A 20812-nucleotide genomic window follows, 5' to 3' on the forward strand; every position below is an offset into this window, starting at 1 on the left:
AGATCGGGACGTACCGAACGGCCTTTGGCTACGGCCATCTCGATGAGCTGTCCCACTCCGTTCTGGTCGAGCACCTGGAACGGGTCGACCTTCAGAATCTTCTTCTCCAGGTACACCGGCAAGAAGGAAGCGATGTCGTCGCGCGAATAACCGAAGGTCATCTGGGTCAGGTCGTTCGTACCGAAAGAGAAATATTCGGCGTGTGAAGCGATGCGGTCGGCGGTCAGGGCAGCACGCGGCACCTCAATCATGGTACCCACCTTGAACGGGATTTCCACGCCTTCTTCCTTGAACAGCTGAGCAGCCGTAGCACGAATCACTTTCTCCTGCGCCTCAAACTCATACAGGATACCGATGAGCGGCACCATGATTTCCGGATGCGGGTCGTAGCCTTCCTTCTTCAGCTCGCAGGCGGCACCCAAGATGGCGCGGGTCTGCATCTCGGTGATTTCCGGATAAGTATTTCCCAGACGACAGCCGCGGTGACCCAGCATCGGGTTGTGCTCGCAGAGGTTGTCCACACGCTGGCGGATGTATTCCACAGTCACGCCCATGGCCTCGGCCATTTCTTCCTGCCCCTTCAGGTCGTGCGGCACGAACTCATGCAACGGCGGGTCGAGCAGACGCACGTTGACCGGCAGTCCGTCCATGGTCTTGAAAATTTCCTTGAAGTCGGCTTTCTGATAAGGCAACAGCTTGTCGAGGGCTTTCTTGCGGCCTTCCACATCCTCGGCCAGAATCATTTCGCGCATAGCGATAATCTTTTCGTCGTCGAAGAACATGTGTTCCGTACGGCAGAGTCCGATACCTACGGCACCGAAACCGCGGGCATCCTGTGCGTTGCGCGGCGTGTCGGCATTGGTACGCACTTTCAGGCGGGCGTACTTGTCGCAGAGTTCCATCAGTTCGGCAAAGTTGCCCGACAGCTTGGCCGGCTGGGTCGGGATTTCTCCGGCATACACATAACCGTTGGTTCCGTTGATGGAGATGTAGTCGCCTTCCTTCAGCACCACCCCGTCGATTTCCACCGTACGGGTCTTGTAGTTCACGTTGATGGCTCCGGCACCGGATACGCAGCACTTACCCATACCGCGAGCTACGACGGCTGCATGCGAGGTCATACCTCCGCGGGCGGTCAGGATACCTTCTGCAGCCTGCATACCGGCCAGGTCTTCCGGTGAAGTTTCGATACGTACCAGCACCACGCGATGACCGCCGTCATGCCATTCGGCTGCATCTTCAGCAAAGAAGACAATGCGTCCGCAAGCAGCTCCCGGAGAGGCCGGCAGACCACGGGTCAGGACACGGGCACGTCCCAGCGCTTCCTTGTCGAACACCGGATGCAGCAGTTCGTCGAGCTTGTTCGGCTCGCAACGCATCAGGGCCGTCTTTTCGTCAATCATGCCCTGGTGCAGCATTTCCATGGCGATGCGTACCATAGCGGCACCCGTGCGCTTTCCGTTACGGGTCTGGAGGAACCAAAGCTTGCCTTCCTGTACGGTGAACTCCATGTCCTGCATGTCGTGGTAATGGTTCTCCAGCTTGGTCTGAAGCTCGTCGAGTTCTTTGTAGATGGCGGGCATGGCTTCTTCCATGGAAGGATACTTGGCCACACGTTCCTCTTCCGAGATGCCTTGCAGTTCAGCCCAACGCTGAGAGCCGATTTTCGTAATCTGCTGCGGTGTGCGGATACCAGCTACCACGTCCTCACCCTGAGCATTGATCAGGTATTCCCCGTTGAACAGGTCTTCTCCGGTAGCGGCGTCGCGTGAGAAGCAGACACCTGTGGCCGATGTCTCGCCCATATTACCGAAGACCATGGCCTGCACATTCACGGCTGTTCCCCACTCTGCCGGAATGCCTTCCATCTTGCGGTAGAGAATGGCGCGCTCGTTCATCCATGAATCGAATACGGCACAGATGGCGCCCCACAGCTGTTCGTAGGCGCATGACGGGAATTCCTGTCCGGTCTGTTTCTTCACGGCTTCCTTGAAGCGGACCACCAGCGTCTTCAGGTCGTCCACGTCGAGTTCGTTGTCCAGACGCACGCCCTTGGCCTTCTTCACGTCCTCGATGATGGCTTCAAACGGGTCGATGTCTTCCTTGTTCACGGGTTTCATGCCCAGCACCACGTCGCCATACATCTGCACGAAGCGGCGGTAAGAATCCCAGGCGAAGCGCGGGTTGCCGGTCTTGCGGGCCAGTCCCTCCACCACCTCGTCGTTCAGTCCCAGGTTCAGGATGGTATCCATCATTCCCGGCATGGACGCTCTGGCACCCGAACGTACGGAAACGAGCAACGGGTTTTCCACATCGCCGAATTTCGACTTCATCAAAGTTTCCACTCCCTTGATGGATTTCTCCACGTCGTCTTTCAGCAGGGCAACCACATCGTCTTTTCCTTTCTCAAAATATTCGTTGCAGACCTCCGTGGTGATGGTAAATCCCGGAGGTACAGGTACACCAATCAGATTCATTTCGGCCAGGTTTGCCCCCTTTCCACCCAGCAAGTTTCTCATGTCAGCTTTTCCTTCGGCATGTCCGTTTCCGAAGGTATAAACTCTTTTCTTTTCCATGTTTTCTTATATTGATAAGGTTGAATAATGTTTTTTCCGTTGGTTAACGAGTGTGTTTTTCGTTGGTCAACGGCGCAAATCTATACATATTTTATTACATTACAAATTTTACAAAGATATTTTTCGACATATTTTGCAACATAGACTTTGCAAAATCAACTTCTTTCCAAAACATAGCAGAATGTCAGGAAAAATGTATAAATTTGCTCCCAAATTGGTTTTATTGAAAAGAACGTGGCAAGAAAGAAGAAAGAACTTCCTTTATTGGAGAAAGTGACAATAACAGACGTAGCCGCAGAAGGCAAAGCCGTGGCTAAAGTGAATGAACTGGTAGTATTTGTCCCGTATGTAGTGCCGGGCGATGTAGTCGATTTACAGGTGAAACGCAAGAAGAACCATTATGCCGAAGCGGTAGCCGTGAAGTTCTATGAAAAATCACCCCTGCGCGTAGAGCCGTTCTGCTCTCACTTCGGGGTGTGCGGAGGATGCAAATGGCAATGTCTTTCTTACGAGGAACAGCTCAAGTACAAGCAGAAACAGGTGTTCGACAACCTCACCCGCATCGGGAAGGTGGAACTGCCGGAATTCCGTCCCATCCTGGGTTCGGAAAAGACCCGCTTCTACCGCAACAAGCTGGAGTTTACGTTCTCCAACAAGCGCTGGCTCACCGAAGAGGAGGTGAAGCAGGACGTGAAGTACGACCAGATGAACGCGGTGGGATTCCATATCCCGGGGGCGTTCGACAAGGTGCTGGCCATCGACAAGTGCTGGTTGCAGGACGACATCTCCAATCAGATTCGCAACGCAGTGCGCGACTATGCCTACGCGCACAATTTCCCGTTCTTTGACCTGCGCTCGCAGGAGGGCTTGCTGCGGAACATCATGATTCGCACCTCGTCTACGGGCGAGCTGATGGTGGTATTGCAGTGCAAGGTGACGGGCGACGACGACCGCCGCAAGATGGAGGAAATCTTGCAGTTCATGGCCGACCAGTTCCCGCAGATTACTTCGCTGATGTATGTCATCAACAACAAGTGCAACGATACCATCGGTGACCTCGACGTGGAGGTGTTCAAGGGCAACGACCACATCTTCGAGGAGATGGAAGGACTGCGCTTCAAGGTGGGACCAAAATCGTTCTACCAAACCAATTCAGAACAAGCATATAATTTATATAAGGTGGCGCGCGAGTTTGCCGGACTCACGGGCAACGAACTGGTGTACGACCTCTACACAGGTACGGGTACCATTGCCAACTTCGTGGCACGGCAGGCACGCAAGGTGGTGGGCATCGAGTATGTGCCCGAAGCCATCGAGGATGCCAAGGTGAACTCAGCTCTGAACGGCATCGACAACACGCTGTTTTATGCGGGCGACATGAAGGACATCCTCACCAACGACTTCATCGCGGAACACGGACGTCCGGATGTCATCATCACCGACCCTCCCCGCGCGGGCATGCACAACGACGTCATCGACGTGATTCTGGCCGCCGAGCCGAAGCGTATCGTCTACGTAAGCTGCAACCCAGCCACACAGGCACGCGACCTCCAGCTGCTCGACGGCAAATATAAGGTAACCGCCGTACAGCCGGTCGACATGTTCCCCCACACGCACCACGTGGAGAATGTGGTACGCTTGGACCGCCGTTGAACGCACAGTATTTACCCAACTGATAACTAACCCAAGATTACGATACACAAAGTGGCAAGAAGAAATACAAACGGCCGGCGTCCCCTTCCGCGGGCTGCCGCCAGATATACGGTCTATCCGGTCACCGAACCGGCGGAACTGATGGAGTTCCTCATAAAGAAGATGGCAGGCATCAGCCGCACACGTGTGAAGGCTTTGCTGACCAACCGCGTGGTTATGGTGGACAACAACATCCAGACGCAGTACAACTATCCCCTCAAGCCGGGCATGAAAGTGCAGGTGAGCCGGGAAAAGCATAACCACGAATTCCGTCATCCGATGCTGAAGATTCTCTACGAAGATGCGTACCTCATCGTGGTGGAGAAGAAAGAGGGACTGCTCTCCGTGGCTACCGACCACCAGAAGGAACGTACCGCACAGCATATCCTCAATGAGTATGTGAAGCGGGAACACCGCAACAACCGCATCTTCGTGGTACACCGCCTCGACCGTGAGACCTCGGGCATCATGATGTATGCCAAGGACGAAAAGACACAGCACACGCTCCGCGACAACTGGCACGACATCGTGTACGACCGCCGCTACGTGGCCATCGTCATGGGCGACATGGAGAAAGACCAGGGCATGGTACGCTCCTGGCTCACCGACCGCAAGCTGTATGTCAGTTCCTCGCCGGTGGACGACGGGGGAAAACTCTCCATCACGCACTACCGCACCATCAAACGGGCCAATGGCTACTCGCTCGTGGAACTGCAGCTGGAAACGGGTCGCAAGAACCAGATTCGCGTACACATGCAGACCCTCGGACATCCGATTGTGGGCGACACACGCTACGGCTGTGAGACCGACCCGCTCGGACGGTTGGCGCTTCACGCTTTCAAACTCTGCTTCTACCATCCACTCACGGGCGAACGCATGGAATTTGAAACACCTTACCCAGGTTCGTTCAAAAACCTGATGCTGAGAAAATAAAAACGACATTATGATAAAAAATCTGATTTTCGATTTTGGAGGGGTAATTGCCCCTATCAGCCGCGAAAAAGCCGTAGAGGCCTTTATCCGACTGGGACTGGCGGATGCTGACCAACGCCTGGACAAATATCACCAGACGGGTATCTTCCAAGAGCTGGAGGAAGGAAAGATTACAGCGGACGAATTTCAAACAAAACTGGGAGAACTGTGCGGACGTACACTTACATGGGAAGAAACCCGAGAGGCATGGATGGGTTTCTTTACGGGACTGGACGAACGTCTGCTTGACTGCCTTAAGGAACTGCGTAAACGCTATAAGCTATTCGTGCTGAGCAATACCAATCCTTACGTGATGGATTGGGCATGCAGTCCTGAATTTTCATCGAAAGGAAAACCGCTGACGGATTTCTTCGACAAGCTTTATTTGTCGTACCAGATTGGAATAACAAAACCTGACCGGCGGATTTTTGACTTTCTGATAGCTGATGCCGGCATCGACCCGACAGAATCGCTCTTCGTAGACGATGGTGCTGGAAACGTGCAGGCAGCTCATGCACTGGGATTCCAGACGTATTGCCCGCATAACGGCGAAGACTGGCGCGACGCACTGACCGTACTGCTCCAGAAGGCCTGACCAATTCAAACAAAAAGAAACCTCGCTGCCCTGCATCGTGCTTCCCTCACGGTGTGGGGCTTCTTTTTGTACCGATATCCCTACTCCCAATAGGGAAATTCCTTGGGAAGAATAGGAAAAATCATTCGTCTATATACTTTTCCCCATGTATCTTTGCCTTATCAAGAAAACCAAAACACAAAGAATTATGAAAACAAAGGCACGAAAATTCATGTATATAGCGATGCTGTTGCTCGTCACACTCGCTCTCCCCTCATGTGAGGTAGATTTGTCACTGGGTAATCATACTTTGGAATACCGTGAACGTACGGCTTACCTTTGCAGTTCTGACTGGCAGGATGACTGGTACGACGACTACGGATACCACCGCTTCCAGGTGCTGCGCTTCTATGCCGACGGCACGGGCGAAGACTATCTCCGCGTACAAGATGCCTACGGACGGTGGGACGAATACCGCTACACCTTCGTGTGGGACTGGTACGACGCGTTCTACACCAGCATCCGGCTGAACTATGGCGGTGGCGATTATTCCTACATGGACCACATCCAACTTGGAAACGGACGTCTGGAATGCCAACTAGATGGAGCCTGGGTTAGTTTCTATAATTATTAAAAAGAGATGAAATAAAAAAAACACGAAAAGAGATGAACAAAGTGACAACCAGTTTGTTATATAATTAAAAGACCGAGCATTTTCATGTTTTCTTTTTAAGATAATTAATTTTTTAGTTTATTCGTTCAAAAAAAAACGTATCCTGCCAAAAGGCAGTGATACGTTTTTTTATGCATTGCAAGAACCCAACCGTGTCAGGCCATTGTCCCACCCACGATATCCAGCAGTTCATTGGTAATAGCCTGCTGGCGGCTCTTGTTGTAAATCAAGGTCAGTTCCTGTATCAAGTCGTTTGCATTATCCGTAGCAATCTGCATAGCCATTGTACGGGCAGCATGTTCTGAAGCTGTAGAGTCCAACAGCACGGTGTAAATCTTCAAACGAAGCACCTTCGGCAAGAGCTCCTGCATCACCTGTTCCGGTGAGGGTTCGATGATGTAGTCGGCCTGCATTTCGTCGGCAGCCCCTTCCGTATCGTCCACCTTCGCTGCATTCAGTTCCAGCGGGAGATACGTCTCGCGGGTCAGAATCTGCGAAGAAGTCGACTTGAAGTGGTTATACAGCAGCTCCACCTGCTGGATTTCACCGGCGGCAAACCGTTTCATCAGGTCGGCGGCCAAATCGGCAGCTTCCTTGTAATTGGGTTTTCCACTCATGTGCTGATAATCGCCAGCTGAAACCACGCCTTCCATCTTCTTTACCGCGTCGGCTACCTTTCGGCCTACCGGGTAAATCAGAATGTTTTCGCGGCCTACTTGCCGGCCATACTCTTCTACTACCTCATTCAAATGACGAATCACGTTCACGTTGAATCCACCACATAAGCTGCTATTGGATGCAAACACGACAACGGCCACTTTCTTCACCTCACGCTTCACTGCAAAAGGCGACTCCACGGTGAGCCCCGCACCCAGAAAATGATCGAGCATGCGATGCAACCGGCGCTCGTAAGGAAGCATGTTTTCAATGGCCTCCTGCGCCTTGTGCAGTTTAGACGAGGCCACCATCTTCATCGCTGAGGTAATCTTCAGCGTGCCGTTGATTGAGTTGATTCTTCCTTTAACTTCTTTCAGTGATGCCATGAGAATTATGCTTTAAATTGTCTGGCAGTTTCTGCCGCTACTTTTTCGATAATGGCTGTAATGTCGTCGTTGATCTTTCCAGCTGCCAGCACGTCGAGTACGTCGGCCTGATGGTTCGCACGCAGAGTCGTAAGGAAAGCATCCTGGAATGCACGTACCTTAGCGATAGGGATGTCACGCATCAAGCTGTGCGTACCACAATACAGGATAGCCACCTGCTCGCCCACCGGCATCGGTGAGTACTGCGGCTGAATCAGCAACTGGTTGTTCTTACGTCCGCGGTCGATGGCCATGGCTGTGACAGGGTCCATGTCGCTGCTGAACTTGGAGAAAGCTTCCAGTTCACGATACTGAGCCTGGTCGATTTTCAGCGTACCGGCCACTTTCTTCATACTCTTGATCTGTGCGCTACCACCTACACGGGATACAGAGATACCTACGTTGATGGCCGGACGGAAACCTTGGTTGAACAAGTCAGTTTCCAGGAAAATCTGACCATCGGTAATAGAAATCACGTTGGTCGGGATATAGGCAGACACGTCGCCGGCCTGCGTCTCGATAATCGGGAGGGCAGTCAGTGAACCGCCGGCCTTCACCTTGCCTTTCAGGCTAGCAGGCAGGTCGTTCATCTGCTCAGCCACTTCCTGCTGGCTGATAATCTTGGCTGCACGTTCCAACAGACGAGAGTGCAGATAGAAGATATCACCCGGATAAGCCTCACGTCCGGACGGACGACGCAGAATCAAAGACACCTCACGGTAAGCCACGGCCTGTTTTGACAGGTCATCATAGACCACAAGGGCATGACGGCCGGTATCACGGAAGTACTCACCGATGGCGGCACCCGCAAACGGAGCGAAATACTGCATAGCAGCCGGGTCGGAAGCCGTGGCAGCCACCACGATGGTATAGTCCATGGCACCCTTTTCACGCAGGGCGTTCACGATGCTGGCCACCGTAGAACCTTTCTGACCGATGGCCACATAGATACAGTACACCGGATTTCCGGCTTCAAAGTTCGCACGTTGGTTGATGATGGTATCGATGGCGATGGCGGTCTTACCCGTCTGACGGTCGCCGATAATCAACTCACGCTGTCCGCGACCGATAGGAATCATCGCATCGATGGCCTTCAGACCCGTCTGCAACGGTTCGGTTACCGGCTGACGGAAGATAACTCCCGGCGCCTTGCGCTCCAGCGGCATTTCGCAGAGCTCGCCGCCAATCTCACCGCGTCCGTCCAAAGGCACGCCCAGAGGGTCGATGACACGTCCCAGCATGGATTCGCCCACGTTGATGGAAGCGATATGCTTGGTACGCTTTACAATCATCCCCTCCTTAATCTGGTCGGTCGGACCCAGGAGCACGGCTCCCACATTGTCCTCCTCCAGATTCATCACCGTTCCCATGATACCGTTTTCAAACTGCAGCAACTCGTTGGCTTCCGCATTACGCAGACCGTAAATACGTGCCACACCATCGCTCACCTGAAGTACGGTACCTACTTCGTCGAATTTCAGCGAGTTGTCAATCCCCTTCAACTGTTGGAGCAACACCTCGGAAACTTCGCTGGGTTTTATTGTATTTTCTGGCATAGTTCTTTTTAATTAATAATTAATAATGAACAATTAAAAATGAATAGCGAACAATTGAAACCGTTTTTCATTATTCATTTTTCATTATTCATTGTTTACACTATTCTTCTGTTCTTCGCGATAAACTGCTGTTTCACGCGCTTCAGCTGATTGGCCACACTGGCATCCAGCCGGTAGCCCGCCAGTTCGATGACATACCCTCCAATCAGGTTCTTGTCCACCTTTTCTTCGAGAATCACCTTTCCGTGCGTACGTTCCGCAGCCAGTTTCTGCAAGTGTTCCACCAGTTTGGGCGAGCTTGCAGCGGTCGTCAGCTTACCGATGAGAATGTTTTTGTCCTCCTGATAAAGGTCGATGTACGACCACGTCATGAACTGCAAGAACTTTTCCCGTCTCTCCTCCAGCACCAGATTAAAGAAACGTGTCAGCACCTTGCTCACCGTCTTTCCACCCGACGCCTCGCAGAGCAGCTCCACTTTCTTGCTTTTCTCCAGCACAGGATTCTCAATGGCGTGGCGCAGGCCGGGCACCTCCACAAAGTGTGCGGCCAGTGTTCTCACCTCCTCATACACCTTGTCTTCCTGTCCCTCTTCCTTTGCATACGCCAGCAGCGCCTTCGCGAAACGCCTCGAAACGACTCCTGTATTCATAACTCATTTATTTTTTAGAAGATTCAATCATTTCATCCAGCAGACGGTCAATCAGCGCGGCCTGTTCCTTCTCGTCGGCCAGTTTGCTGCGCATGATTTTTTCCGCAATGCCCACCGACAGCACAGCTACCTGACGGCGAATGTCACGGATGGCACTTTCCTTTTCCGTTTCAATCTGCTTCTTCATCTCCTCCATCAGGCGGTTTCCTTCACTGAAGGCCTTCTCCTGAGCGTCCTTGATGATACGGTCGCGTGTAGCCGCTGCCTCACTCAATATGCGGCTCTGCTCCTCGTGAGCCTGTGTCAGGATTTTCTCTCCTTCCACCTTCACGTTCGCCTGCTGTTCGTTGGCTTCGCGAGCTGCCTTGAGCGAGTTGTCAATGTATGCTTTCCGGTCCTCCACCGTCTTGATGATTACCGGGAAGCCGTATTTCGCCAAAATGAAGAACACGACTCCGAAGGTGATAATCATCCAGAACAGCAGCCCCGGGTCCGGAGTTAATAATCCCATAATTTACTGTTTTATTTATTACAAGAACAATGTCAACAAACAAACCACGATAGCAATCAGGGCCACACCTTCTACCAGGGCGGCAGCGATGATCATGTTCATACGCAAGTCGCCTGAAGCTTCCGGCTGACGGGCCATTGCCTCCATTGCCGAGCCACCAATCTTACCGATACCGATACCGGCACCCAAAACTGCAATACCTGCACCGATAGCGGCGCCCAATTTACTAATACCTACACCTGCAGCTGCCTGCAATAAAACTGACAATAACATAATTTTCTTGTTTTAAAAGGTTATACTTTAATTTTCTTTGAATCGATTATTTCTTGGCATGCTCTTTCACCTGTGACAAGCCGATAAACACGGCCGACAACATTGTGAACACGTATGCCTGGATGAATGCCACCAGAAGTTCCAGCGCATCCATGAATATGCCGAATGCCACAGCCACCACTGTCATCGAACCGTTGATTACCGGCCCTGACTTCACCGTGATGAAGATAATGGCAATCAGACTCAGCACTGCCGCATGTCCTGCCATGATGTTGGCAAACAAACGGATCATCAGTGCGAACGGCTTGGTAAAGATACCGAAGAATTCAATCAACGGCATCATAGGTACCGGCGCCTTCAGCCATGTGGGCACATCGGGCCAGAAGATTTCCTTCCAGTAAGCCTTCGTACCGTACACGTTGGTCAGCACGAACGTACACAAGGCCAGCACCATCGTAATGGCGATATTACCCGTCACGTTGGCTCCCCCAGGGAAAATCGGAATCAATCCCATCAGGTTGTTGGCCAGCACGAAGAAGAAAGCGGTGAGCAGATAAGGTGCGTAGCGGCGGTAGTTCTCGCCTACACAGCCCTTTATCACGTCGTTGTAAATCGACATCACCGTGGCTTCAATCATGCCGACACCCCCTTTGGGTGCTCCGTCTTCCAGCGGATGTTTCTTGTACCAGCGCACGCAGCTCATCATGATGACCAGCAGCACCGCACTGTTGATAAACAAGCCCAGCACATTCTTCGTAATGGAGATGTCCAGCGGACGCACCTCCTCGCCGGCCGCGTTCCGTTCCACGATTTTGCCGTCGTAGCTGCCGCCCTTGGCCACGTAGAGACCCTCATAAGGACCTTCCTCCAGCCGGGCAGACGAGAACACGTGCCAGCCTGTACTGCTTTTCACGATGACGGGCAGCGGGATGCGTACCTCCGTGTTGCCGAAAGTCGCGATGTGCCACTCGTAGGCATCGCCGATGTGTCCGAACACCAGTTCATTCACGTCCACGTCGCCCTCAGCGGCCTGCGCCTTCACCGTGGCGGCCGGAACCACCATCAGCAGTAACAGCGTAATCACTATGTACCGTATTTTTTTCATCATTTGTTTTTTGTCTTAATTTGAGTTTCGCTTCAAAAAGAAGGAAAAAACGGGTTTCGAATATCAGAAACGCAAAGTAAAAGAAGATGAAGGTCACCATGAAGGCCACCACTTCATGTTCAATCACAAATCCGTAGAATATCAGCACCAGTGCGCTCAGGATGAATTTCAGCGCCTTGCACACCAGATAAGTCATTGCAATCTTCTCGATACCCAGACGGTAATTGAACGCGAACATTTCTATGTAAAAGAGGCCGAAAAGATAAAAGAATATCGGAATGGCAGGAAACCACAGGAAATGCCTGTCGGGGATGAACAAATGATACACCACAGCGACAAGCGCTGTCAGTATAATTCCTATCACGGTCAATTCTTTCACAAATTTTTTCTTTACGGTCAACAAAAACATAGTATCGTGCGGTTTTTCATTCGGAAAGCCGCCAAAAACATATTCGGTTCAACGTCCGCCCCACTCTTCTCAGAGTTCGGCACAGACTGAAATCTGATTGTTTTTGACTTCCACGAACCCGCCTTTGATTTGCAGCGAGTGCGTTTCCTTTCCGGCCACGTATTTCACTTCCCCTGCCGCGAGCGTGGAAATCAGCGGGGCATGGTCGGCCATGACCTGGAATTTTCCAGCACCTCCCGGAAAGGTCACCAAGCTCACTTTTCCTTCGTAAACCAGGCGTTCGGGTGAAACGATAACCAGATGAAGTTCTTTCATATTAAGCTATCAGCTTTTAACTTTTAACTTTTAATTATTAACTCTTCGCAGCTTCCAGCAACTTCTTACCCTTCTCAATGGCATCCTCAATGGTACCCACGTTCAGGAAGGCCTGTTCCGGCAGATAGTCCACCTCGCCGTCCAAAATCATCTTGAATCCCTTGATGGTATCTTCGATAGAGACCATCACTCCCGGCACACCGGTAAACTGTTCGGCCACGGCAAACGGCTGTGACAGGAATCGCTGTACACGGCGGGCACGGTTCACGGTCAGACGGTCTTCGTCCGAGAGTTCATCCATACCCAGGATGGAGATGATATCCTGAAGTTCCTTGTTACGCTGCAGAATCTGTTTCACGCGCTGAGCGGTTTCGTAGTGCTCCTTGCCCACAATCAGCGGGTCGAGGATACGCGACGTAGAGTCCAGCGGGTCCACAGCCGGATAGATACCCAGCTCGGTAATCTTACGGCTCAACACCGTAGTGGCGTCAAGGTGCGTAAAGGTCGTAGCCGGAGCAGGGTCGGTCAAGTCATCGGCAGGCACATATACTGCCTGAACAGAAGTGATAGAGCCGTTCTTCGTAGAAGTGATTCGTTCCTGCATCTGTCCCATTTCCGTAGCCAACGTCGGCTGGTAACCTACGGCAGACGGCATACGTCCCAGCAAGGCAGAAACCTCAGAACCGGCCTGCGTAAAACGGAAGATGTTGTCGATGAAGAACAAGATATCACGCGGACCGTTCTCACCAGTCTGACGGTCACGGAAAGATTCTGCCAGCGTCAACCCGGAAAGTGCCACTGACTGACGGGCACCAGGAGGCTCGTTCATCTGTCCGAACACCATAGCAACCTGTGATTTTTCCACTTCCTTGTAATCCACCTTCGAAAGATCCCAGTTACCTTCTTCCATACTCTTAAGAAAGTCATCACCGTAGCGGATTACGCCAGATTCAATCATTTCTCTCAACAGGTCGTTACCTTCACGGGTACGCTCACCCACTCCTGCAAACACAGAGAAACCATTGTGTTTCTTGGCAATGTTGTTGATTAACTCTTTGATGAGCACGGTTTTTCCAACGCCCGCCCCACCAAACAGACCGATTTTACCACCTTTCAGATAAGGTTCCAGCAAATCAATTACCTTGATACCGGTAAACAATACTTCCTGGGTGGTGGCCAGGTCTTCGAATTTCGGAGGTTCACGGTGAATGGGGAATCCGTCCTTCTTGTCCAGACTCTTCATTCCGTCAATGGTGTCACCCACCACGTTCATCACACGGCCCTTGATTTGGTTACCGATAGGCATCGTAATCGGATGACCCGTAGGAACGACTTCCATTCCGCGCTTCAATCCGTCCGTGCTATCCATGGCCACGCAACGTACCGTGTCTTCACCGATGTGCTGCTGTACTTCAATCACCAGCGTACGACCGTCATTACGGGCGATCGTCATGGCATCGTGGATTTTCGGCAAGGCGTGTTCCACGTCTTGTCCTTCTTCGAACTTGAAGTACACATCGACCACCGGACCGATTACCTGCGAAATGTGTCCAACGATTTTTGACATAAGCTATTATTTTAATTAAAAATGAATCTTCTTGGTCTCTCTTCTTCCAAACGTCCCGGGTGTTTGTCAAAAGTTTGACCATTTATGTAACGCAAATTTACAGAATAAACTCGCATAGGTGTAACTCCATGTAACATTTTTTAGACTGATTCCCCTAATAATAGACATAAATCAAGGGATATCGGACAGAGCGTTTTACACTCGTTCACACAGCTACAAAACATTAAACACTTATTCACACGGAAATCGTACGTGTGTGCGGTCACACTTAGGGCATAAAATGCAATAAAGCCGCAAAATGCGGCTTCTTCCTGTCTATCGGATTCCTTATACCCGTTCAAAAGTATAATTTCCTTCCTCCGTATACATTTCCGACTCAAACGTACAAGTATAAGTGGCCTGTATCTTGTCGTCCGCATAAGAAAGAATTACAACCCGGATATTTCTTCCTCTGCTGTCCGAAAGTTCCAGCACTCCCTTTTTCAAAGTCCAGTCAAATGACTCTCCCCGAAAGGCAGCCGTGGCATCTTCTTTCACTGAAAGAGTCTGACCCAAATGGTCATTACGTCCGGAATCTTCTTCCGAATTAGTCCAATCATTCGCCGTCACTTTCCATGTACCAATAATCTCACTCTGCGATACTTCTACCCCTGTAGGGTCATCCTCTGTACTACAGCAAGCCATTCCTAGAGTCATCAGCAACAAGCTTAAAATAAGCCATACGTTCTTTAATTTCTTCATGTGTTACTTGTTTTTATAAATAATTGTTTTTGATAGATAATAGATAAAATAAATATATACTTTTACTTTTTCACCCGGATAGAATCTACCTTGCGCCGTACGGCCAGTACATTCAGCACGGACACGACCAAAAAGAGTATCCCTGCTGTCAGCAGAGCCGGCCACAAACTGCCTTTCTGCAAATCGGGTACCATCCGACGCAACATATCCATATATCCCCCGCGAACCATATACAGCACCAATATTCCAATGACAGCTACTGCAGCATTCAAGGCTACAGTAAGCACCTGATAGGGACGAGCAACCGCCGCCGGGCTAAAGCCAATGAGCAATAAATTTTCCATTTTTTTTGTATTCTTCTGTAACAGCAGATAAATGCTCAACATCAACAGATAGAATGACAGCACACTGATTATCAGGCCAACCGAAAGGACAATGCCAACTATCATCTTCAAGAACCAAGTTGTTTTTCCTGCATCCAGTTTATCGCCTTCCGTATCATATCCTTTATCCTTAAAATATTTTGCTATGCGATCGTCGGCCGGATTGTCAACTTCCACAATCAGTCGCGAAGGTGCGTTCTCTTCTCCCTTCCCAAAAGTCACATTGGCCCAGTCCATAAAAGCCTGAGGCACCAAAATGGTATTCAACCGATTCGAGAAACCTACAATACGTCCTTTCATTTGTTCCGTACGCCCCTGTCCGCTCAAGCGGATATCCAGTGTCATCATCCCCATCACTCCTTCTGAAAGTTGCGGAAGATTACGGCTCTGTGCAAAACCGAAATTATATAAATTCAAGTAATTGCGTGGAATGATAATCGGAATTTCGTCCTGTCCCTCACGGTATGTCCAGCCTTCCAGCCGTACATCGACAAACTCATCGGGCACCGACTCAAAAAACATGGCTGTAGAAAGTTGCATACCTGCCATGCCCATGCCCGCCGACACCTCAAACTGAGCCGGTGTGAAAGCACCCGTTTTCTTAGCAAACGGCTGTTCCTGCATCTCAGCAATATCCGTTTTCGAAAAGGTAGCCCCCTTGCTCACCAAGCTGCCCAATGTACTTACCTTTTTGCTGACAATCACATAATCTTTTTTCATGAAACTATCGCCCTGCGTAAAAACCGGCAACACATCCTTATAGAATTGTACACTCAACAACACTATGACCATGCCACACAAGTTAGCTAGAAAAAATCCCACCAACTGCGCCACGCTGATATGCTGTCTCAATAATTTCCAAATCATTATTCTTCTTATTTAATAACTTACAAACACAACACCTTGTCATACTCCAACGGCAAATGTTTACCGATAGAAGTCACAATCACTCCTGCTCCCTGACGAGTAGCCTCCTCTTTCAAAATACGAGCCATGATTTGTCCGTTGCCATCATCCAAATGGCTTACCGGTTCATCCAGAAAGAAAAAGTCGGCCGGCTGACACAAGCATCTCACGAAAGCCACACGCTGCTGTTGTCCGTACGACATCTTGCCTACTTTTACATCCCACTTGTCGGCAATACCCAGTTGTTCGAACCAATCTTTCACTTGCTGTTTGCGACAGAATCCTGTCAAACCATTCTTCAACTGTACATTCTCCCAAGCTGTCAACTCTCCAAAAAGCCGCAGTTCCTGAAACAACATGCTCAACGCACGTTTACGGATAGAAGTCCACTGCTTTACCGTCAATTTACGCACATTCTCTCCATCAAACGTAATAATTCCTTGGTAATCGGTGCGATAGCCATAAATAAAACTGCACAATGATGATTTCCCTGTACCTGAGGCAGCTTCAATCAAGTACATTTTTCCTTTTTGAAAAGCCACCTGCCGGTGCCATACGTCGGACACGATACCGTCTCGTCCGGCGAAGACTTCCGGCAAGGTTTGCTGTAATTCGATTGTATTCATTTATTTAGCCAGTAAAAATAACTGTTTCAACACATTTTCTTTATGATCTTTCATCTGCAATACCATACGTACCTTCGTCGGTTCTTTTGCTTCAATTGTCAAAAAATCCAGCATACCCACGTAAGGCAACTGCGGAAGTGCGGCAGACAACGCCTGAAAATTCAGATTCAAATAAAAGCGCTTGCCTTTCACATCCTTGGCCCAGCTACAGTCATCCAATGTCAATCCTTTCACGTCACTGTCAATCAGATTCTCGCGGTTGGTCAAATAGAAACGCTTGTCCTTCACTCCCAGCCAAAGCGAAACCGGTCCGCGTCCCATACCCATCATCGAACCATCCACAGCAACAAACTGATAAGCATTCTTTCCTTTGTCCAGCAAACGCATCTGTCCGTTAGTCATAGCCAGCAATGGTTTCAAATCTTCAAATGTACGCATGAAGTCACTATTCGTTACATCGGCATACAAAATAAATCCAGGCGAAAGCGACATTTCCGGCATAGCCAACGCCATATCACCCTTCATGGCCTTGAAGATAGCCTCAAAATCAAGCGGCATCATTGAATTATCCAGTTCCTGACGTACCGTCGGATTCTCACGCAACAATTCATAGGCCTTTTCTCCATCTACATTAATCCCCATCCAAGCTACAGAATTGGCCGGGAAACACTTCAAATATGAACCTTTCAAAGGTCTCATCACATCGGCCTGTTTCTCCAACAAATCTTTGTAAACCTTGTTGTCGGTCATCGTTTCTACTTCCAACACTGCTTTTCCTTCCTGAAAATCCAGCGTGGAAAAAGTTTTTAAATCTTGCAGCTTCAAATCAGCAGGCAAACCCATAGTAGCCATGGTCAAATATTCCTTCGGCAATATATTCAACGAGGTCACCATAGCAATGTCCTCATCGGCGTCTTTTAGTTTCTTGAAATCCGTTGTACCTGAATACCCTTCCTCGTTTTTCTGACGAAGCCACATGGAAGCCTGATGCTGCAAGTCTTTGGGGTTGCCGTTGTGTGCAACCAACAAAAAAGCATCATCCGTCCATGCCATCAGTCCACCGCCACCTATGGTCCAACGACAGCCATCTCCATCTGCAGGAGCCTCACATGCCTGCTGTTCGTGAAGTATTGCAATCAAATCTTCCAGCTTATCCTTATCGGCCATACGTATCAGCGCTCCTCCCATTTCCGTTTGCGGAGTGGCAAAAAAGAACACCCGGTCAGTCAGCCGCAATCCACTTTCCTCCGGATCTTCCATTATTTTATCTATTAAAGCATCCGCACGACCTTTGAGATTCGTTTTCAGCATCTGCTCTACTGACTTCCGTGTCTGCTCGTCAAGCGCACACTTCCGCACCATCCCATCCACATCCAATGAAATTACCATAGCTGCATCTTTCGGCAATGCGTTCGTGTACGTATTACCGCCACTACATGAAGCCAGCATGCACGCCATACCTAGCGCCAAACTTCCTAACCAATTCAATGTTTTCATAATCTCATCATTTAAAAGTTACACAAATATTACTTGTAATGTGTTAGATTCATCAAATGAACGGCAACCAGTGCCGCAGTCTCTGTACGCAAACGCGATTTACCCAAACTGACAGGTTGAAATCCCTTTTCCATTGCCAGTGTCACCTCCTCCGGGCTGAAATCTCCTTCCGGGCCAACTAATATTACAGCATCCTCATCAGGGTGTAACACGTCCCTCAACAACGGTTTTTCTCCTTCGTAACAGTGGGCAATAAACTTCTGTCCCGAAAAATCACGCTCCATGAACTTACGAAAATCCGTCATCTCATTCACCACTGGCTTGCGGGCCTTGAGCGATTGTTTTACCGCTGAAACTACAATTTTCTCTATACGATCCGTCTTTATGACTTTGCGTTCCGAAAAACGACAGTTCAGAAACGTAAGCTCATCAAATCCGATTTCAGTAGCTTTCTCTGCCAGCCACTCCATCCGATCCATGTTTTTGGTAGGGGCCAATGCCAGATGCAAATGTCCACCCCAAAAAGGTTCCTGTTCTGTTTTTGAAACGATTTTCACCATACAGCGCTTCTGGGTAGCAGCTGCGATAACCGCCTGATAGAAGAAACCTCTTCCGTCAGTCAGCATCACCTCATCACCAATCCCTAAACGTAACACCCGCAAACAATGTCCCGCTTCTTCTTCCGGCAATTCCTGTGTATTGGCTATATCAGGAGTATAAAATACATGCATAATTATAGATTATTTTTTCTATTTTCTTTCTTTTGTTCCATTATTTTTCTCACAGCCTCCGCATATTCGTATTTCTCATGACGAATCGCAATATCCATTTCTCTCTGAAGATCCTCTACCGGCATTATATGCAATAATTCCAATTTCAGATCTGCCCCATATTTTTCTGTCGACTCCAATGGCTGTTGTTGAGCAGACAGAAGTCCCTCCTTTGCATATAAAGGGACATCTGCCAATAAAGTAAGTATTAATGCATCCACCAGCCGTAAATCCAATGCAAATTCATGGCCATCGGCTTTCTGTACATACAATTTTGCCTTCATCTCAAAATTTTCGCACGAATACAACACAGCACCTTCGACTTCTGCTCCCAACAAATAAAAAGTTTTCATCATCTGAAAAGGCAGTGCCAATCTGTCGGCCCTCCGTTTGCCCATGGCCATCCACAGCAAATTTCCTTCTTCGGCCGTCACCACTTCCATTATGAGTCGCTTCTGCGGTCCCTCTTCTTCCAGCACCAACTTCATTGTATTCAGCGACATCATTAACTGCTCCGCCTTTTCTGTTTTATCAATCAAGTCATTAAAAGCCAGATCTTCTACAGTTTTTCTCATATCCATAGCTGTAGCCAGATCCTTAACCAGCATCTTAACTAAATCTTTTGAAACGTCCATACAGCCAATGGATTAAACACATTTCTTTAATTATGTGTATGTTTATATTTAAAAACCAAAGCAAAAGCTACCGCTACAACCAATGCATAAATAGAAAAGATGAACCAGGCATGGCTCCATCCCTCCACCTGAGGAGCTGTCGAATTAAAATCCACAAAGCGATTCACTACCGCCTGTGCACTTAAGGTACCTACCGTAGCCCCAATTCCGTTGGTCATAATGATAAAAAGGCCTTGTGCACTAGAACGAATCGACAAGTCTGTCTCCTTATCCACAAACAACGAACCTGAGACATTGAAGAAATCGAATGCCACACCATATACCAACATGGAAAGGACAAACATCCAAACTCCGTCGCCGGGATCACCCAAACCAAACAAGCCAAACCGAAGTACCCAAGCTATCATGGCAATCAACATTACCCGTTTGATACCGAAACGTCCCAAGAAAAAAGGAATAAGCAAAATACAACACGTTTCACTCACCTGAGACAACGAAATCAACAGATTGGCATGCTGTACACCAAACGTATTCGCATATTCAGGGATGGCACTAAAACTGGTAATAAACGGGTTTGCAAAACCATTCGTAATCTGCAGTGAGACACCCAACAGCATAGAAAAGATAAAAAATATTGCCATTTTACGGTCCTTAAAAAGCAGAAAAGCCTTCAATCCCAAAGCTTCAACCAAAGATTTATGTCCACCGTTTCCACGACTTACCGGACACTCCGGAAGTGTACAAGAATATATAGCTAGTACTACTCCCCAAGCTGCACAAGTGAAAAACTGCATGTAGTTGGCCTGAAAGCCCATTAAATCGACCAGCCACATAGAACAAATAAAGCCGATTGTCCCAAACGTACGGATGGGAGGAAAAGCCTTAATTGTGTCCAGACCAGCCTTGTCAAGCGCAGTATAGGCTACTGAATTTGACAAAGCCAAAGTCGGCATATAAAAAGCAACACTCACAGAATAAAAGGCAAATAAAGCCGGGAATTCCACCTGTGCTCCCATTGTCATGCCATAATAGCCTGCCCCCGCCATAAACAAGGCAGCCAGCAAATGACTCAATCCCAGCAATCGCTGAGCCGGAATCCACCTGTCGGCAATAATACCTAATACAGCTGGCATAAACAACGACACAATTCCCTGCATAGCATAAAATATACCTATATGTCCTCCCAGTCCGACGCTAGCCAAATACGTACCCATTGAGGTCAGATACGCTCCCCACACGGCAAACTGCAGGAAGTTCATCACAATCAGTCTTAACTTAATACTCATAATATATTCGATT

21 protein-coding genes are annotated in these 20812 nt (G+C 49.2%); 4 read left to right on the forward strand and 17 right to left on the reverse strand.

The genetic code is table 11. From position 1 onward, the window contains the following. The coding region (gene ppdK / locus OCV81_RS01955) for a pyruvate, phosphate dikinase (RefSeq protein WP_148328074.1) at positions 1–2576 on the reverse strand (2576 nt) is incomplete at its 3' end. A gap of 234 nt (positions 2577–2810) precedes the next feature. Here ppdK and rlmD point away from each other — a divergent pair. The 4 genes from rlmD (at position 2811) to OCV81_RS01975 (ending at position 6448) form a co-directional block, all read left to right on the forward strand. Further along, positions 2811–4229, forward strand: a complete 1419-nt coding sequence (rlmD, locus tag OCV81_RS01960) for a 23S rRNA (uracil(1939)-C(5))-methyltransferase RlmD (RefSeq protein WP_148327914.1) — start codon at positions 2811–2813, stop codon at positions 4227–4229. Positions 4230–4280: 51 nt separating this feature from the next. Beyond that, positions 4281–5201, forward strand: a complete 921-nt coding sequence (locus OCV81_RS01965; RefSeq protein WP_148327916.1) for an RluA family pseudouridine synthase — start codon at positions 4281–4283, stop codon at positions 5199–5201. Between the two features lie 10 nt (positions 5202–5211). Beyond that, complete coding sequence (locus tag OCV81_RS01970; RefSeq protein WP_148327918.1) at positions 5212–5835, forward strand: HAD family hydrolase; 624 nt, start codon at positions 5212–5214, stop codon at positions 5833–5835. Positions 5836–6022: 187 nt separating this feature from the next. Next, entirely contained in the window at positions 6023–6448 is a 426-nt protein-coding gene (locus OCV81_RS01975; RefSeq protein ID WP_239464655.1) for a hypothetical protein, read from the forward strand. A gap of 194 nt (positions 6449–6642) precedes the next feature. Here OCV81_RS01975 and OCV81_RS01980 read toward each other — a convergent pair whose 3' ends face one another. The 16 genes from OCV81_RS01980 to OCV81_RS02055 form a co-directional block, all read right to left on the reverse strand. Continuing rightward, positions 6643–7530, reverse strand: coding sequence for a F0F1 ATP synthase subunit gamma (locus tag OCV81_RS01980; protein ID WP_148327920.1), 888 nt, complete (start codon positions 7528–7530; stop codon positions 6643–6645). Positions 7531–7535: 5 nt separating this feature from the next. Further along, positions 7536–9125: a F0F1 ATP synthase subunit alpha gene (gene atpA, locus OCV81_RS01985; protein ID WP_148327922.1), complete on the reverse strand. Its 1590-nt coding sequence runs from the start codon at positions 9123–9125 to the stop codon at positions 7536–7538. A 95-nt stretch (positions 9126–9220) separates the two neighbouring features. Next, entirely contained in the window at positions 9221–9775 is a 555-nt protein-coding gene (locus OCV81_RS01990) for a F0F1 ATP synthase subunit delta (protein WP_148327924.1), read from the reverse strand. Between the two features lie 7 nt (positions 9776–9782). Next, positions 9783–10286 (reverse strand): F0F1 ATP synthase subunit B, encoded by a 504-nt coding sequence (gene atpF, locus OCV81_RS01995; protein WP_148327926.1) that lies wholly within the window; start codon positions 10284–10286, stop codon positions 9783–9785. An 18-nt stretch (positions 10287–10304) separates the two neighbouring features. Further along, positions 10305–10559, reverse strand: a complete 255-nt coding sequence (gene atpE, locus OCV81_RS02000; protein WP_072542418.1) for an ATP synthase F0 subunit C — start codon at positions 10557–10559, stop codon at positions 10305–10307. A gap of 46 nt (positions 10560–10605) precedes the next feature. After that, positions 10606–11622, reverse strand: coding sequence for a F0F1 ATP synthase subunit A (gene atpB, locus OCV81_RS02005; protein ID WP_148328078.1), 1017 nt, complete (start codon positions 11620–11622; stop codon positions 10606–10608). Continuing rightward, positions 11582–12043, reverse strand: coding sequence for a hypothetical protein (locus OCV81_RS02010; RefSeq protein ID WP_262639955.1), 462 nt, complete (start codon positions 12041–12043; stop codon positions 11582–11584). Before OCV81_RS02010 ends, atpB begins: the two co-directional genes overlap by 41 nt. 99 nt (positions 12044–12142) lie before the next feature. Next, complete coding sequence (locus OCV81_RS02015; RefSeq protein ID WP_072542415.1) at positions 12143–12388, reverse strand: F0F1 ATP synthase subunit epsilon; 246 nt, start codon at positions 12386–12388, stop codon at positions 12143–12145. A gap of 37 nt (positions 12389–12425) precedes the next feature. Then, entirely contained in the window at positions 12426–13955 is a 1530-nt protein-coding gene (atpD, locus tag OCV81_RS02020; RefSeq protein WP_148327930.1) for a F0F1 ATP synthase subunit beta, read from the reverse strand. A gap of 327 nt (positions 13956–14282) precedes the next feature. Continuing rightward, complete coding sequence (locus tag OCV81_RS02025; protein ID WP_148327932.1) at positions 14283–14696, reverse strand: hypothetical protein; 414 nt, start codon at positions 14694–14696, stop codon at positions 14283–14285. A gap of 62 nt (positions 14697–14758) precedes the next feature. Then, a complete protein-coding gene (locus OCV81_RS02030; protein ID WP_148327934.1) occupies positions 14759–15946 on the reverse strand; it encodes an ABC transporter permease in 1188 nt (395 codons plus the stop codon). A 20-nt stretch (positions 15947–15966) separates the two neighbouring features. Further along, positions 15967–16611, reverse strand: a complete 645-nt coding sequence (locus tag OCV81_RS02035; protein ID WP_148327936.1) for an ATP-binding cassette domain-containing protein — start codon at positions 16609–16611, stop codon at positions 15967–15969. After that, positions 16612–18108 carry a DUF4836 family protein gene (locus OCV81_RS02040; protein WP_148327938.1) on the reverse strand — a complete coding sequence of 499 codons (1497 nt, stop codon included), beginning with the start codon at positions 18106–18108 and terminating at the stop codon, positions 16612–16614. Between the two features lie 29 nt (positions 18109–18137). Further along, positions 18138–18839 (reverse strand): 16S rRNA (uracil(1498)-N(3))-methyltransferase, encoded by a 702-nt coding sequence (locus tag OCV81_RS02045; protein WP_148327940.1) that lies wholly within the window; start codon positions 18837–18839, stop codon positions 18138–18140. 2 nt (positions 18840–18841) lie between these two features. Continuing rightward, entirely contained in the window at positions 18842–19513 is a 672-nt protein-coding gene (locus tag OCV81_RS02050) for a bifunctional nuclease domain-containing protein (protein ID WP_148327942.1), read from the reverse strand. A gap of 26 nt (positions 19514–19539) precedes the next feature. Continuing rightward, positions 19540–20799: an MFS transporter gene (locus OCV81_RS02055; RefSeq protein ID WP_148327944.1), complete on the reverse strand. Its 1260-nt coding sequence runs from the start codon at positions 20797–20799 to the stop codon at positions 19540–19542. Positions 20800–20812 lie beyond the last annotated feature (13 nt).

Source organism: Phocaeicola fibrisolvens (assembly GCF_025567125.1).
GTDB classification, from domain to species: domain Bacteria; phylum Bacteroidota; class Bacteroidia; order Bacteroidales; family Bacteroidaceae; genus Phocaeicola; species Phocaeicola fibrisolvens.